This is a genomic window from Bacillus sp. N6 (assembly GCF_052805735.1).
The window spans coordinates 4,357,883-4,373,793 of sequence record NZ_CM127843.1 but is presented as its reverse complement, the minus strand read 5'-3'; the positions used below and the strand labels follow the sequence as shown (position 1 = coordinate 4,373,793).

The 15,911-nt window shown below is 37.8% G+C and carries 13 protein-coding genes and 1 other annotated feature; of the genes, 11 read left to right on the top strand and 2 right to left on the bottom strand.

Annotated elements, in window-relative coordinates:
- The first annotated feature begins 137 nt into the window (after positions 1-137).
- Both lon and ysxC read left to right on the top strand, forming a co-directional pair.
- Complete coding sequence (gene lon / locus ACUXVC_RS22500; RefSeq protein WP_000097288.1) at positions 138-2,468, top strand: endopeptidase La; 2,331 nt, start codon at positions 138-140, stop codon at positions 2,466-2,468.
- Positions 2,465-3,061, top strand: coding sequence for a ribosome biogenesis GTP-binding protein YsxC (ysxC, locus tag ACUXVC_RS22495; RefSeq protein ID WP_000869118.1), 597 nt, complete (start codon positions 2,465-2,467; stop codon positions 3,059-3,061). Before lon ends, ysxC begins: the two co-directional genes overlap by 4 nt.
- Positions 3,062-3,095: 34 nt before the next feature.
- Here ysxC and ACUXVC_RS22490 read toward each other — a convergent pair whose 3' ends face one another.
- On the bottom strand, positions 3,096-3,512 hold the full coding sequence (locus tag ACUXVC_RS22490) for an organic hydroperoxide resistance protein (RefSeq protein WP_000359774.1): 417 nt from the start codon (positions 3,510-3,512) through the stop codon (positions 3,096-3,098).
- A 2-nt stretch (positions 3,513-3,514) separates the two neighbouring features.
- Positions 3,515-3,967, bottom strand: coding sequence for a MarR family winged helix-turn-helix transcriptional regulator (locus ACUXVC_RS22485; protein ID WP_016080166.1), 453 nt, complete (start codon positions 3,965-3,967; stop codon positions 3,515-3,517).
- A 415-nt stretch (positions 3,968-4,382) separates the two neighbouring features.
- On the opposite strand from ACUXVC_RS22485, the gene hemA reads away from it, so the two are divergent.
- The 9 genes from hemA to ACUXVC_RS22440 all read left to right on the top strand — a co-directional run bounded on the left by hemA (position 4,383) and on the right by ACUXVC_RS22440 (position 15,826).
- The gene (gene hemA, locus ACUXVC_RS22480; protein WP_000547865.1) at positions 4,383-5,717 is read left to right on the top strand and encodes a glutamyl-tRNA reductase; all 1,335 of its coding nucleotides are present in this window, start codon (positions 4,383-4,385) and stop codon (positions 5,715-5,717) included.
- A 17-nt stretch (positions 5,718-5,734) separates the two neighbouring features.
- Entirely contained in the window at positions 5,735-6,568 is an 834-nt protein-coding gene (locus ACUXVC_RS22475) for a cytochrome c biogenesis protein (protein WP_000009005.1), read from the top strand.
- A 15-nt stretch (positions 6,569-6,583) separates the two neighbouring features.
- On the top strand, positions 6,584-7,513 hold the full coding sequence (hemC, locus tag ACUXVC_RS22470) for a hydroxymethylbilane synthase (RefSeq protein ID WP_144465092.1): 930 nt from the start codon (positions 6,584-6,586) through the stop codon (positions 7,511-7,513).
- A 2-nt stretch (positions 7,514-7,515) separates the two neighbouring features.
- A complete protein-coding gene (gene hemD, locus ACUXVC_RS22465; RefSeq protein WP_144465091.1) occupies positions 7,516-8,268 on the top strand; it encodes a uroporphyrinogen-III synthase in 753 nt (250 codons plus the stop codon).
- A gap of 20 nt (positions 8,269-8,288) precedes the next feature.
- Complete coding sequence (gene hemB / locus ACUXVC_RS22460) at positions 8,289-9,278, top strand: porphobilinogen synthase (protein WP_144465090.1); 990 nt, start codon at positions 8,289-8,291, stop codon at positions 9,276-9,278.
- Positions 9,278-10,564, top strand: a complete 1,287-nt coding sequence (gene hemL, locus ACUXVC_RS22455; RefSeq protein WP_000712942.1) for a glutamate-1-semialdehyde 2,1-aminomutase — start codon at positions 9,278-9,280, stop codon at positions 10,562-10,564. Before hemB ends, hemL begins: the two co-directional genes overlap by 1 nt.
- Positions 10,565-10,644: 80 nt before the next feature.
- The gene (spoVID, locus tag ACUXVC_RS22450; RefSeq protein ID WP_003271973.1) at positions 10,645-11,655 is read left to right on the top strand and encodes a stage VI sporulation protein D; all 1,011 of its coding nucleotides are present in this window, start codon (positions 10,645-10,647) and stop codon (positions 11,653-11,655) included.
- Positions 11,656-11,721: 66 nt separating this feature from the next.
- The gene (ysxE, locus tag ACUXVC_RS22445) at positions 11,722-12,747 is read left to right on the top strand and encodes a spore coat protein YsxE (RefSeq protein ID WP_095690175.1); all 1,026 of its coding nucleotides are present in this window, start codon (positions 11,722-11,724) and stop codon (positions 12,745-12,747) included.
- Positions 12,748-12,911: 164 nt separating this feature from the next.
- Positions 12,912-13,143 (top strand) — a binding site (T-box leader).
- Between the two features lie 37 nt (positions 13,144-13,180).
- The gene (locus ACUXVC_RS22440; protein WP_000072222.1) at positions 13,181-15,826 is read left to right on the top strand and encodes a valine--tRNA ligase; all 2,646 of its coding nucleotides are present in this window, start codon (positions 13,181-13,183) and stop codon (positions 15,824-15,826) included.
- The last annotated feature ends 85 nt before the right edge of the window (positions 15,827-15,911 follow it).

The following is a 15,911-nucleotide window of genomic DNA, read 5'->3' as shown; positions in this document are numbered from 1 at the left end:
GCTTAATCGGAGTCTTTTTTCTTTTCGTGAGGTAGAAAAACAAGCTATTTACAATTGCGAGGAATCTCAGCAATTGCATCTAGGTGTATTGTAATATAAAATAGTTGAACAGGAGTTTAATTTATTATGGAGGTGCTATGTCTAGTATGAATACGAACGAAAGAATCGTGCCCCTCCTACCATTAAGAGGCGTTCTCGTATATCCAACGATGGTTTTGCATCTTGATGTAGGACGTGATAAATCGATACAAGCACTAGAGCAGGCGGCAATGGATGAAAATATCATCTTTTTAGCAATGCAAAAAGAAATGAATATCGATGATCCGAAAGAAGATGACATATATAGTGTAGGTACAGTGGCGAAAGTAAAGCAAATGCTAAAATTGCCGAACGGTACGCTTCGTGTCCTTGTGGAAGGTTTACATAGAGCAGAAGTAATAGAGTTTATCGAAGAAGAAAATGTAGTACAAGTGTCTATTAAAACGGTAACTGAAGAAGTAGAAGATGATTTAGAAGAGAAAGCTCTTATGCGTACGTTACTGGAGCATTTCGAACAATATATTAAAGTTTCGAAAAAAGTTTCAAATGAAACATTTGCAACGGTAGCTGATGTAGAGGAACCAGGGAGATTAGCTGATTTAATTGCTTCTCACTTGCCGATTAAAACGAAGCAGAAACAAGAGATTCTAGAGATTGTATCTGTAAAAGAACGATTACATACACTTATTTCAATTATTCAAGATGAACAAGAGTTACTTAGCCTAGAAAAGAAAATTGGGCAACAAGTGAAACGTTCAATGGAGCGCACGCAAAAAGAATATTTCTTACGTGAGCAAATGAAGGCGATTCAAACTGAACTTGGCGACAAAGAAGGTAAGGGCGGAGAAGTAGAAGAACTTCGTGAAAAAATTGAACAGTCAGGAATGCCTGAAGAAACAATGAAGGCTGCGCTGAAAGAATTAGATCGTTATGAAAAGTTACCAGCAAGTTCTGCGGAGAGTGGTGTTATTCGCAATTATATTGATTGGTTATTAGCGCTTCCGTGGACAGAGGCAACAGAAGATATAATTGATCTTGCTCATTCGGAAGAGATTTTAAATAACGATCATTACGGTCTTGAAAAAGTGAAAGAGCGTGTACTTGAATATTTAGCTGTACAGAAGTTAACGAATTCACTAAAAGGACCTATCCTTTGTTTAGTAGGCCCTCCTGGGGTCGGAAAAACTTCGTTAGCGCGTTCAATTGCAACATCATTGAATCGTAACTTTGTCCGTGTATCTCTTGGTGGTGTGCGTGATGAATCTGAAATTCGTGGTCACCGCCGTACATATGTTGGAGCAATGCCAGGACGCATTATTCAAGGTATGAAAAAGGCGAAAACAGTTAATCCAGTCTTCTTATTAGATGAGATTGATAAAATGTCTAACGATTTCCGTGGAGATCCATCAGCAGCATTACTTGAAGTATTAGATCCAGAACAAAACCATAACTTCAGTGATCATTACATTGAAGAACCATATGATCTATCGAAAGTTATGTTTGTAGCAACTGCTAATACACTTTCAAGTATTCCAGGTCCGTTACTTGACCGTATGGAAATCATTTCGATTGCTGGCTATACAGAACTTGAAAAAGTACACATTGCTCGTGAGCATTTATTGCCGAAACAATTAAAAGAGCATGGCTTACGAAAAGGTAATTTACAAGTACGTGATGAAGCGCTTCTTGAAATTATTCGTTATTATACACGTGAGGCTGGTGTTCGTACGCTAGAACGCCAAATTGCAAAAGTTTGCCGTAAAGTAGCGAAAATTATCGTTACAGCAGAACGTAAACGTATCGTTGTGACAGAGAAAAAGATTGTTGATTTACTTGGTAAACACATATTCCGTTATGGGCAAGCTGAAAAAACAGACCAAGTTGGTATGGCAACAGGTCTAGCTTACACAGCAGCAGGCGGCGATACACTTGCAATTGAAGTTTCTGTAGCGCCAGGAAAAGGGAAACTAATTTTAACAGGGAAACTTGGGGATGTTATGAAAGAATCCGCACAAGCTGCGTTTAGTTATATACGTTCTCGTGCAGAAGAGCTTCAGATTGATCCGAATTTCCATGAGAAAAATGATATTCATATTCATGTTCCAGAAGGAGCAGTTCCGAAAGATGGACCGTCAGCAGGTATTACGATGGCAACGGCACTTATTTCTGCACTAACAGGTATTCCTGTAAGTAAAGAAGTAGGTATGACAGGTGAAATTACACTTCGTGGTCGCGTATTACCAATTGGTGGCTTAAAAGAAAAAACATTAAGTGCTCACCGCGCAGGCTTAACAAAAATTATTTTGCCAGCAGAAAACGAGAAAGATTTAGATGATATTCCAGAGAGCGTAAAAGAAAACCTTACGTTTGTGCTTGCATCTCATTTAGATGAAGTATTGGAGCACGCATTAGTAGGAGTGAAACAATGAAAGTAACAAAAGCAGATATTGTAATTAGTGCTGTTAAACCAGAACAATATCCAGACAGTGATTTACCAGAAATTGCATTAGCAGGTCGTTCAAATGTCGGGAAGTCTTCCTTTATTAATAAAATTTTAAATCGTAAAAAGTTAGTGCGTATTTCTTCTAAACCAGGAAAAACGCAAACGCTGAACTTTTTCTTGATCAATGAGATGATGCATTTTGTTGACGTTCCAGGTTATGGATATGCGAAAGTGTCTAAATCGGAGCGCGCGGCATGGGGGAAAATGATTGAAACGTACTTTACAACGCGTAAGCAATTAGACGCAGCTGTATTAGTAGTTGATTTACGTCACCAACCGACAAGTGATGACGTGATGATGTATGATTTCTTAAAGCATTATGAAATCCCAACAATTATTATTGCGACGAAAGCTGATAAAATCCCGAAAGGGAAATGGCAAAAGCATTTAAAAGTTGTAAAAGAAACGCTTGCTGTTGAAATTGGCGATGAAATCGTTCTATTCTCTTCTGAAACAGGACTTGGAAAAGAAGAAGCGTGGAAGGCAATTCATAAAATGACAAAAACAAAAAACGCGTGACGAATGTCGCGCGTTTTTTTCTTTATATAAGCTGTTAACGTACGTTTAATGTAACTTCAATATTACCTCGTGTTGCTTTAGAGTAAGGACATACACCGTGAGCCGCTTCTACAAGTTCTTGTGCTTCGCTATGTGAAACGCCAGCGACATGTACATCAAGCACGGCAGATAGGCCAAAACCACCATCTGTATCTTTTCCGATAGAAACGTGAGCGGTTACTTCTGTACTTTCTACTTTCATACGTTTTGTACGAATGACAAGTTGTAATGCACTATCGAAACAAGCTGCATAACCAGCTGCAAATAGTTGTTCTGGATTTGTTGCTTCTCCACCTGCACCACCTAGTGCTTTCGGCATTTTCACATCAAGATTTAATATGCCATCATCTGAAACTACTTTCCCATTTCTTCCACCTGTTGCTGTTACTGAAGCAGTATATAATTTATCCATATTTATTCCCCTTTTCCATCATTAATTGTTTTCATTGTTTCAATTAGTTTATTTAGTTGAATTAATAAAGAGCGATATTCTTGCTCTGTAATTCCTAGGTTTGTAGCCATTGTTGTCGGTAATGAACAAGCCTTTTCCTTTAAATTTTTACCTTGTTCTGTTAATTCAATACAAACTTTTCGCTCGTCTTCTTTGGAACGAACACGTTTTACAAGTGTTAATGATTCCATTCGTTTTAACATAGGTGTTAACGTACCGGAATCTAAAAATAGACGTTCTCCAATTTCTTTTACTGTTAGTCCATCTTGCTCCCATAGTACGAGTAAAGTAATGTACTGGGGATACGTAATACCCATCTCTTCTAAATAAGGTCGATAAAAACGAGTAACCTCTCTAGAACAGGCATAAATAGAAAAACAAAGTTGGTTATCTAGATGCAAAGAGTCCTCTGTCATACATAACTCCCTTCTTATTAAGTTGTGCACAATTTAATTTTGTAAAATCAATATAACGAAAAAGAAATAAAATGTCAAATACATTGTATTGAGAAAGTGTTTGCTACATTTTGGAACAATCATACATATTTTCCTTCATGATGAAAGAAGATAGGAAAGATGATGTTATAATTTATATGGAATAGTTTCCATCACTTGATTATGAGGACTTTTTTTGGTAACGTACAAATAGAGTTATTAATTTATAATCATTATAAAGTAGAAGTTTTTTTATTAGTTTGCTGAATCTCCTTTATTACATACGGAGAATAATTAAAAAATAATCGGTTGTTCACACGATTGTCAGATTCATAAGAGGAAAGTTGTATTATGATAGTAGATAAAGTGATAAAACGGGTGAAGGGGGACATGCTGCGTGCATATTCTTGTTGTTAGTGTAAATTATCGAACAGCCCCTGTAGAATTTCGTGAGAAACTCACATTTCAGGCAGCAGAGCTAGAGCGAGCGATGACTACATTACAAAATCAAAAGAGCGTGTTAGAGAATGTCATTGTATCAACTTGTAATCGCACTGAGATTTATGCTGTTGTCGATCAATTACACACGGGACGGTATTATATTAAGAAATTTTTAGCTGATTGGTTTCAGCTTGAAATAGAAGAAGTCGCACCATATTTAACTATTTTTGAACAAGATGGTGCAATAGACCATTTATTCCGCGTAACGTGCGGTTTAGATTCTATGGTAGTGGGAGAAACACAGATTTTAGGCCAAATAAAAGATAGCTTTTTAGAAGCACAACAAGTTAAAGCAACAGGCACAATTTTTAATGAATTGTTTAAGCAAGTCATTACATTAGCAAAACGTGCCCACTCAGAAACAACAATTGGTGAAAGTGCGATGTCTGTTAGTTATGCTGCTGTTGAGCTTGGAAAGAAAATATTTGGCGAGTTAACGGATTGTCACGTGCTTATTCTTGGTGCTGGTAAAATGGGCGAACTTGCACTACAAAACTTATATGGAAGTGGTGCTCGTAAAGTAACAGTTATGAATAGGACGCTTTCGAAAGCAGAAGTAATGGCTGAGAAATATATGGGACATGCAAAATCATTAAGCGAATTACAATGTGCATTATTAGAAGCAGATATTTTAATTAGTTCAACTGGTGCATCTGAGTATGTCATTACGAAAGAGATGATGACAAAGGTGGAGAAAATGCGCTCTGGTCGTCCTTTGTTTATGGTTGACATTGCAGTGCCACGTGATATTGATCCAGCGATTGATGAGCTAGAAGGTTCTTTCTTGTATGACATTGATGATCTGCAAGGAGTAGTGGAGGCAAACCGTGCTGAGCGTTTGAAAGAAGCAGAGAAAATTCAATTTATGATTGAAGAGGAAATTGTTCTATTTAAAACGTGGTTAAGTACACTTGGTGTTGTTCCGTTAATAGCAGCTCTTCGTGATAAGGCACTTGCAATCCAAAGTGAAACGATGGTAAGCCTAGAGCGAAAAATACCAAACCTTAGTGATCGTGAGAAAAAAGTTATTAGTAAGCATACGAAAAGTATTATTAATCAATTATTAAAAGACCCAATTTTAGTAGCAAAAGAAATAGCTGCTGAAGAGGGAGCGAGCGAAAAACTAGCGTTATTTGCAAAGATTTTTGATTTAGAAACGGAAGAAGTAGAGAGTCGTGCGGAAGAAGTAGAACATAAAAGAGTGTGGACACCATCCGTTCCATCTTTATAATTTGGAAGGATGATCGGATGAGTTTTTTAAATAACAGTATTATTTATCATATTGCAATTATTTTATATGCTTGTAGCATTAGTTTATATTTTATAGATTATTTCCAAAGTAACCGAAAGGCGAACCGATTTGCTTTTTGGTTACTTTCGATTGTATGGGTATTGCAGTCTATTTTTATGTTGCTTAGGGCGACAGATTCAGAAACGAATCCCATTTTAACTTTATTATCAGGGATTTATTTTTATGTTTGGTTATTGATTACGATGTCGTTAGTCATAAATCGATTTATGCGCGTTGACTTTTTAGTCTTCTTTACAAATGTTGTTGCATTTGGCGTAAGCGCTTTTTCTATTTTTACACCGCTCGGAAAGATGTCGCCAGTACTTGCAGAGCAATTAGTTTCAGAACTTGTATACGTGCATGTTGGAATGGCGATTATTTCTTATGCAACGTTTACGGTATCGTTTATTTTTTCTATTATGTATTTACTGCAATATCGCCTATTAAAAAAGAAAAAGTGGAATGCGAGATTAAGAAGGTTAGGGAATTTACCGAAGCTTGAATCTACGTCTTACGGATTAAATTTATTTTCTGTTCCATTTTTCTTACTAGCAATTTTATTGGGGTGTATATGGGGATATACAAAATTGGACAATTTCCATTGGTATGATACGAAAGTAATCGGATCTTTTGTCGTTCTATTTGTGTATTGCACAGGTTTATATTTACGAGCGGCAGATGTGTTGCAAGGTAAGAAAATTGTACAGTGGAATATCGGATCGTTTCTCGTAATGCTAGTAAACATTTTTCTATTAAGCAGTTTATCCAATTTCCACTTTTGGTATTTATAATGAGGAGAGAGAATTATGCGCAAAATTATTGTAGGGTCACGAAAGAGTAAACTAGCATTAACGCAAACAAACTGGTTTATTGATCAGTTAAAAGCGCTAGGTCTACCATATGAATTTGAAGTGAAAGAAATTGTCACAAAAGGTGATGTTATTTTAGATGTTACTCTTTCAAAAGTAGGCGGAAAAGGCTTGTTCGTTAAAGAAATTGAGCATGCGTTACTTACGAAAGAAATCGACATGGCTGTACATAGTATGAAAGATATGCCGGCCGTACTTCCAGAAGGTTTAATGATTGGCTGTACACCAAAGCGTGTTGACCCTCGGGATGCTTTTATCTCAAAAAATGGAGCATCGTTTAAAGAGTTAGCGGAAGGTGCTATTTTAGGTACGAGTAGTTTAAGACGTAGTGCACAGCTACTCGCTGCGAGACCAGATTTACAAGTGAAGTGGATTCGCGGGAATATCGATACACGTTTACGTAAATTAAAAGAAGAGAATTACGATGCGATTATTTTAGCGACAGCTGGATTACAAAGAATGGGCTGGGATGATGAAGTTATTACAGAACATTTAGATGAAACGTTATGTGTACCTGCTGTAGGACAAGGTGCATTAGCGATTGAATGTCGTGAGGATGATAAGGATTTATTGCAATTGTTAGCGCATATTAATGATGCGATAACAGAAAGAACAGTGGCAGCGGAGCGAGTATTTCTTCATAAACTTGAAGGTGGATGCCAAGTTCCAATCGCTGGATATGCAACATTTACAGAAAACGATGCAATCGAATTAACAGCTCTTGTCGGCTCTATGGATGGCTCTGTTTTATTAAAAGAGACAGTAGTGGGTACTAATCCTGAAGAAGTAGGATTAGAGGCCGCGGACCGTTTAATTAAACAAGGCGCCAAAGAACTCATTCTTGCTGCAAATAAGGAGCAACAATAAATATGAACGCTCTCGCTGGAAAAACGGTATTGATTACACGTGCCCAGCATCAAGCGAAACAAATGAGTGTAGCAGTGAAAGAAAAGAGCGGAATTCCATTGGAAATTCCGCTTTTGCGTATGGAAGGTATGTCTCATAGGCAAATTCAACATATTGAAGAGCAGCTACATTCATACGACTGGGTTATTTTTACGAGCAGAAATGGTGTAGCTTTTTTTCTAGATAGTTTAAAAAAGAAACTACCACTAACCATCAAAATCGCTGCGGTAGGTGTGAAAACAAAATTAGAGTTAGAAAAAAGAGGCTATCAAGTTCATTTTGTCCCGACTTCATTTGTTGCAGAAGCATTTGCCGAAGAGTTTCAAAAAGAATTAAATGGAAACGAACGTATTTTATTTCCAAAAGGCAATTTAGCAAGAGATGTAATACCAGTTAAACTGCGTGAAATTGGTGTTTCTCTAGATGAGTTGATCGTATACGGTACGAAAGTGAATGTAGAAAAAAAGCAAGAGCTTATAGCAGCGTTGAAGTTAGGAGCAGTAGACATTATTACATTTACGAGTCCTTCAACTGTTACTAGTTTTGTTCGTTTACTTGAGGGTGCAAACTGGAGAGAATGGACAAAAAAATGTACAATTGCTTGTATAGGACCTATTACGGAAAAAGAGGCAAGTCGTTATTTTCCGTCTGTTATTGTGCCGAAAGAGTACACTGTAGAAGCATTACTACAATGTGTTTGTGAATCTATAAAATGAAAGAATGGGGATAGAAATCTATGAACTCTTTACAATTTAATCGTCATCGTCGTTTAAGACAAAGCGGGGGCATGCGTGCGCTTGTGCGTGAAACGTTTTTACATACGGAAGATTTTATTTACCCTATTTTTGTATTAGAAGGTGAAAATGTTCGTAAGGAAGTTCCTTCTATGCCAGGCGTATATCAAATTTCTTTAGATTTATTGCAAGCTGAAATGCAAGAAGTTGTTGATTTAGGTATTCGTTCTGTTATTGTATTTGGTTTACCTGCTGAAAAGGATGAAGTTGGATCATCAGCATATTGTGATCATGGAATTGTACAACGTGCTATTCAGCAAATTAAAGGTGATTTCCCTGAGCTAGTAGTAGTCGCAGACACATGTTTATGTCAATTTACAAGCCATGGTCATTGCGGTGTAATTGAAGATGGTATTATTTTAAATGACGAGTCTCTTGCAGTTCTTGCGAAAACAGCTGTAAGTCAAGCGAAAGCAGGAGCGGACATTATTGCGCCATCAAACATGATGGACGGCTTCGTAACAGCAATTCGCCATGCATTAGACGAAAATGGTTTTGGACACGTGCCAGTTATGTCGTACGCTGTGAAATATTCATCAGCATTTTATGGACCATTCCGTGATGCCGCGCACGGTGCACCGCAATTTGGTGACCGTAAAACATATCAAATGGATCCGGCAAACCGTATGGAAGCATTCCGTGAAGCAGAATCAGATGTAATGGAAGGTGCAGATTTCTTAATCGTAAAACCAGCTCTTTCTTACTTAGATATCGTTCGTGATGTGAAAAATAACTTTAATTTACCAGTTGTCGCTTATAATGTAAGTGGTGAATATTCGATGATTAAAGCGGCAGCGCAAAATGGCTGGATTAATGAAAAAGAAGTTGTTCTTGAAAAATTAATTAGTATGAAACGTGCAGGAGCAGACTTAATTATTACGTATCATGCGAAAGATGCAGCAAAATGGTTACAAGAAGGAGGCGCTAAATAATGAAAAAGTTTGATAAATCGATTGCGGCGTTTGAAGAGGCACAAGACTTAATGCCTGGTGGCGTAAATAGCCCGGTTCGTGCTTTTAAATCTGTTGGGATGAATCCGTTGTTTATGGAGCGTGGAAAAGGCTCTAAAGTATATGATATTGATGGGAATGAATACATCGACTACGTATTATCATGGGGGCCTTTAATTCATGGTCATGCAAATGATCGTGTTGTAGAAGCGTTAAAATCTGTTGCTGAAAGAGGTACAAGCTTCGGTGCACCAACAGAAATTGAAAATAAATTAGCAAAACTTGTTATTGAGCGCGTGCCATCAATTGAGATTGTGCGTATGGTTAACTCTGGAACGGAAGCAACAATGAGTGCACTACGTTTAGCTCGTGGTTATACAGGTCGTAATAAAATCTTGAAATTTATTGGTTGTTACCACGGTCATGGTGATTCGCTATTAATTAAAGCTGGTTCTGGTGTGGCGACTTTAGGTTTACCAGATAGTCCTGGTGTACCAGAAGGTGTAGCGAAAAATACGATTACAGTAGCTTATAACGATTTAGAAAGCGTAAAATACGCGTTTGAACAATTCGGTGATGATATTGCTTGTGTAATTGTAGAACCAGTAGCAGGAAATATGGGGGTTGTTCCTCCGCAGCCTGGATTTTTAGAAGGTCTTCGTGAAGTAACAGAACAAAACGGTGCATTGCTTATTTTTGATGAAGTAATGACAGGGTTCCGAGTAGCTTATAATTGTGGCCAAGGTTATTATGGCGTAACACCTGATTTAACATGCTTAGGTAAAGTAATCGGTGGTGGTTTACCAGTAGGAGCATACGGTGGTAAAGCAGAAATTATGCGCCAAGTTGCACCAAGCGGACCGATTTACCAAGCAGGTACTTTATCAGGTAATCCACTTGCAATGGCAGCAGGTTATGAAACGTTAGTACAGTTAACGCCAGAATCATATGTAGAATTTGAGCGTAAAGCTGAAATGTTAGAAGCAGGATTACGTAAAGCAGCTGAAAAACATGGCATTCCACATCATATTAACCGTGCAGGTTCTATGATTGGTATTTTCTTTACAGATGAGCCCGTTATTAATTACGATGCAGCAAAATCTTCAAACTTAGAATTCTTTGCGGCTTACTATCGTGAAATGGTAGAACAAGGTGTATTCTTACCGCCATCTCAATTCGAAGGTTTATTCTTATCGACAGCACATAGTGACGCAGATATTGAGGCGACGATTGCAGCAGCTGAAATTGCAATGTCAAAATTAAAATAATGTATTAGAGAAAAATCGCTCTCCATAAGGGGAGCGATTTTTTTTATTCATAAAGTAAGCTTTCCCTACATAAATCTGTAATGACATATAGTTTGGGAGGGGGAAAAGAAGTGGCTGCAGATCATTCGTTACGATTTTCATTAAAAGAATCTGTTTGGTTCCAAAAGGGACAGGAAGTCGATGAACTTTTGTCAATTTCGTTAGATCCAGACGTTGAGATAGAAGAGCTTGATCATGAAGTAATCGTGAGAGGGCAATTAGATTTAACGGGAGAGTATGTTGCACGAAAAGATGATTCGGCGTATTCATTAAGAGAACTATCGCCAGCAAAGTCAATTGATTATGTAGAAACAAGGGAAGATGGGGTTAATGAACTTGTTCATTCCTTTCCGCTTGAAATATCAATTCCGAGAAATCGAGTGAAAGTAATTGAAGAGCTATATGTATCAATTGAGGAATTTGATTATGAATTAAAGGAAAATGGTTGCTTACAATTATTAGCGGATATATCTATTACCGGTTTGTGTGATGAAGAGAGAAACGAGGATGAAGCTGAAGAGGAAGAAACGGTGTATGCCGAGTTAGAAGAAGATTCAGCGCAAGAGGATGAAAATAGACCGGCGCCGCATGTAGAAGAACCAGCATATAAGGAATCAGATGAGTGGGAAGATTACGCATTTGAACCGTTCCAATTAGAGGAAAGAAAAGAGCAGGAATTAGAAGAAGAGAAGATAGAGGAACATGAATTTGTGGAGCGTGAAGAGGAGCAAGAAACAACGCCGCAATTTGAATTGTTTGGGCGAAAAGATTTCAAGAAAGAAAAAGCGAAAAAGCAGGAAGAACAAGAAGAAGAGTACTCACAGCGAGATGAAAATGCGCTTTATTTAACAAAACTATTTACGAAAGAACCGGAAGAAGAATTTACAAAGTTAAGAATGTATTTCGTGCAAGAAGGGGATACAATTGAATCTATTGCAGAACGTTATGAAACGTCTGTGCAAAATGTGTGCCGTGTCAATCAAACAGAAGATATATTTTTAAATACGGGGCAAATTATTTATATTCCGGTTTCAAGGGTAAAGGCGAAATAAGGAAGTGAGTGTTTTCACTCGCTTCTTTTCTTAGAGGCTATGTTTTGAATAGAAAGGGTTATTCGTATGGATATTGAATTACGGAATCACTATGAACCTATCGTGAGGCAATATAGATTGGATACGCAGCATATGGAAGAGCACGGAAGCGTAATGAAAATTTATACGAATCAAGGTCCATATGCACTCAAGAAAATAGAAGGCAGAAAGTTAGAGCGGAATAATTTTCTGCATCATATTCAATATTTGAAGGAGAAAGGTTTTTCAAATTATGTACCTATATACCACGCGACGGATGGAAATTATATTTTAAGTGACGGGACGTATAATTATTATTTAATGCCTTGGTTAGAACGTGCAGAAGGAAACGGCGAGGATAATGATCAATACCATAAAATGTTTCAGACACTTGGAATGTTGCATCAAAAAACTGTGAAGGAAGAAACATATACGGAAGAAGATTTAGAAAAACATTATACAACTATATCCGATCGCTGGGAAAATGATGGTGAGATGTTAGAAGAGTTTCTCGTAGAATCTGAATCAAAATGGTATATGTCCCCGTTTGAATTACAATATTGTACGTACTATCATCATGTAATGAGAGCGCGTGAATTTGCAACGAAGCAATTAAATGAGTGGAACGATGCGATGAAAGAAAAAGAGAAAACACGTATTACTTTTGTGCATGGTAACGTGTCACTTAATCATTTTTTATTTGACTATGAGCGAAATGGCTATTTTATTAGTTTGGAAAAATCGAAGTTTGCAACGCCTGTGCAAGATATAGTAGGTTTTTATTCACGGTCTTTAAACACATATCCAATCGCAAGAAGTGATCGGTTTGAATGGTTTCAAATGTATCAAAAAAATTTCCCTTTTACGAAAGAAGAGCAACTACTTATGTTTGCGTATATGACGTATCCATCGCAATTTATTCGGCAAATCCAGTCTTATAAGAAAAGAAGAGATAATCGCAACGAGGAAAATGAACTGCGCGGAGTAAAGAGTTTGCAACAATCGCATTGGCTCGTTAGCAATATAGAATATTTCCTGTCACAATTACAAGCTGCCCAGCAAGGGAACGGGTAAAGTAAAACTTTAATCAGCGGGTGGCTCCAACCTAACTTCTTTGCTTCAGCTGAATTTTGAGGTGGGGTCTTCTTTATATTCACCCGAAAAGTCATAGTTTTAAATTTATCTTGACGAATAAGGTTTCGTTTTTTACACTATTGTATATAATAATTAACAATCATATAAATGCCTTGAAGGGGAAGAGTATAACATGAAACGTCTTCAGAGAGGAGAATCAGTAGCTGGGAGATTCTCTAGATAGTTATGTTAGAAGGTAGCCCTGGAGCATCTTTTCTGAACAGAATAGTTCTCATTAGGAAAAGACGGATTTGTCCGTTATCAAATTAAGAGTATAAGCAAATTATGAATTTGTTTGTAAATAAAGGTGGTACCGCGATGTCCCTCGTCCTTTTTGGATGAGGGACATTTTTTATTTTAAGGAGGGAAAATAATGTCAAACACGGAAAAGAATTTACCAACTAAATATGATCATATGTCCGTTGAAGAAGGCCTTTATCAATGGTGGCTTGAAGGCAAATATTTTGAAGCAACAGGAGACGAGAAGAAACAACCGTATACAATTGTAATTCCACCTCCGAACGTAACTGGTAAGTTACACTTAGGTCATGCTTGGGATACAACTCTTCAAGATATTTTAACTCGTACGAAGCGTATGCAAGGTTACGATGTGCTATGGCTTCCAGGAATGGACCATGCTGGTATCGCAACACAAGCGAAAGTAGAAGGAAAACTTCGTGAAGAAGGTATTTCACGTTACGATCTTGGCCGTGAGAAATTCCTTGAAAAAGCTTGGGAGTGGAAAGAAGAGTACGCTTCTCACATTCGTCAACAATGGGGGAAAGTTGGTTTAGGACTAGACTATTCTCGCGAACGTTTCACATTAGACGAAGGTTTATCTGATGCGGTTAATAAAGTATTCGTTCAATTATACGAAAAAGGCTTAATTTACCGCGGTGAATATATTATCAACTGGGATCCAGCAACACGCACAGCTCTTTCTGATATTGAAGTAATTCATAAAGAAGTTCAAGGTGCATTCTACCATATGAACTATCCGTTAACAGACGGTTCAGGTCACATTCGCCTTGCTACTACTCGTCCAGAAACGATGCTTGGTGATACAGCGGTAGCAGTTCATCCAGAAGATGATCGTTACAAACATTTAATCGGAAAAACAGTTACACTTCCAATCGTAGGCCGTGAGATTCCGATTATTGCTGATGAGTACGTAGAAAAAGACTTCGGAACAGGCGTTGTAAAAATTACACCAGCTCATGACCCGAACGACTTTGAAGTAGGTAACCGTCATGACTTACCACGCATCTTAGTAATGAACGAAGATGGATCGATGAACGAAAAAGCTGGTAAATATAACGGTATGGATCGTTTCGAATGCCGTAAAGAATTAGTGAAAGACTTACAAGAAGCTGGCGTATTAGTAGAAATCGAGCCACATATGCATTCAGTAGGTCATAGTGAGCGTAGCGGTGCAGTTGTTGAGCCTTACTTATCAACACAATGGTTCGTAAAAATGGCTCCACTTGCTGAAAAAGCAGTAGCGCTTCAACAAAAAGAAGAAGAAAAAGTAACGTTCGTACCAGAGCGTTTTGAAAACACATATTTACGATGGATGGAAAATATTCATGACTGGTGTATTTCTCGTCAATTATGGTGGGGACACCGTATTCCAGCTTGGTACCATAAAGAAACTGGTGAAGTATACGTAGGTACAGAAGCACCAGCAGATATTGAAAACTGGAATCAAGATAACGACGTACTTGATACATGGTTCAGTTCAGCGCTATGGCCATTCTCAACACTTGGTTGGCCAAATGAAGATTCAGCAGACTTCAAACGTTACTATTCAACAGATGCACTAGTAACGGGTTATGACATCATCTTCTTCTGGGTATCTCGTATGATTTTCCAAGGTTTAGAGTTTACAGGCGAGCGTCCATTTAAAGATGTATTAATTCACGGTTTAGTTCGTGATGAGCAAGGTCGTAAGATGAGTAAATCTCTTGGTAACGGTATTGACCCAATGGATGTTATCGAGAAGTACGGTGCAGATGCAATGCGCTATTTCTTATCAACAGGAAGTGCACCAGGTCAAGATTTACGTTTCAGCATGGAAAAAGTAGAATCTACTTGGAACTTCATTAATAAAATTTGGAACGCATCACGTTTCGTATTAATGAACATGGATGATATGAAGTATGAAGAAATCGATTTAACTGGTGAAAAATCAGTTGCAGATAAGTGGATCTTAACTCGCTTAAACGAAACAATCGAGAGTGTAACACGTAACATGGATAAATATGAGTTCGGTGAAGCTGGTCGTTCATTATACAACTTCATTTGGGATGATTTCTGTGACTGGTACATTGAAATGGCGAAACTTCCACTATACGGTGAAGATGAAGCAGCTAAGAAAACGACTCGTTCTATTTTAGCTTACGTATTAGATCAAACAATGCGTCTATTACACCCATTCATGCCATTCGTAACAGAGAAAATTTGGCAACATTTACCGCATGAAGGCGAATCTATTACAGTAGCTGCGTGGCCAACAGTTCGCGAAGATTTACAAGATACGGAAGCTGCGGCAGAAATGCACCTTCTAGTTGATATCATTCGCTCTGTTCGTAATATTCGTGCAGAAGTAAATACGCCAATGAGCAAAAAAGTTCAAATGCAAATTAAAGCAAAAGATGAGGCTGTACTTGCTCAACTTACGAAAAATAGCTCTTACATTGAGCGTTTCTGTAACCCAAGCGAATTAACAATTCAAACGGACTTACAAGCGCCAGAAAAAGCAATGACTGCAATCGTATCAGGTGCAGAGTTATTCTTACCGTTAGCTGATCTTATCAATCTTGATGAAGAGAGAGCTCGTCTTGAGAAAGAACTTGAGAAGTTCGATAAAGAAGTAGAACGTGTACAGAAGAAACTTTCTAACCAAGGTTTCGTAGCGAAAGCTCCTGCAGCGGTTATTGAAGGAGAGCGTGCGAAAGAGCAAGATTACCTAGAAAAACGCGAAGCAGTTCGTCAACGTCTAGCAGATCTTGAAAAGTAAAAATATTTTTAGAGACTCACTGTATTGGTGAGTCTCTTTTCTTTGCGTATAATAGAACTATGAAAGTTGTCTTTTGAAAGGGGAA

Coding starts and splice junctions, on each gene's coding strand:
- lon (WP_000097288.1), top strand. CDS start 138: ATGTCTAGTATGAATACGAACGAAAGAATCGTGCCCCTCCTACCATTA.
- ysxC (WP_000869118.1), top strand. CDS start 2,465: ATGAAAGTAACAAAAGCAGATATTGTAATTAGTGCTGTTAAACCAGAA.
- ACUXVC_RS22490 (WP_000359774.1), bottom strand. CDS start 3,512: ATGGATAAATTATATACTGCTTCAGTAACAGCAACAGGTGGAAGAAAT.
- ACUXVC_RS22485 (WP_016080166.1), bottom strand. CDS start 3,967: ATGACAGAGGACTCTTTGCATCTAGATAACCAACTTTGTTTTTCTATT.
- ACUXVC_RS22475 (WP_000009005.1), top strand. CDS start 5,735: ATGAGTTTTTTAAATAACAGTATTATTTATCATATTGCAATTATTTTA.
- hemC (WP_144465092.1), top strand. CDS start 6,584: ATGCGCAAAATTATTGTAGGGTCACGAAAGAGTAAACTAGCATTAACG.
- hemD (WP_144465091.1), top strand. CDS start 7,516: ATGAACGCTCTCGCTGGAAAAACGGTATTGATTACACGTGCCCAGCAT.
- hemB (WP_144465090.1), top strand. CDS start 8,289: ATGAACTCTTTACAATTTAATCGTCATCGTCGTTTAAGACAAAGCGGG.
- hemL (WP_000712942.1), top strand. CDS start 9,278: ATGAAAAAGTTTGATAAATCGATTGCGGCGTTTGAAGAGGCACAAGAC.
- spoVID (WP_003271973.1), top strand. CDS start 10,645: ATGACATATAGTTTGGGAGGGGGAAAAGAAGTGGCTGCAGATCATTCG.
- ysxE (WP_095690175.1), top strand. CDS start 11,722: ATGGATATTGAATTACGGAATCACTATGAACCTATCGTGAGGCAATAT.
- ACUXVC_RS22440 (WP_000072222.1), top strand. CDS start 13,181: ATGTCAAACACGGAAAAGAATTTACCAACTAAATATGATCATATGTCC.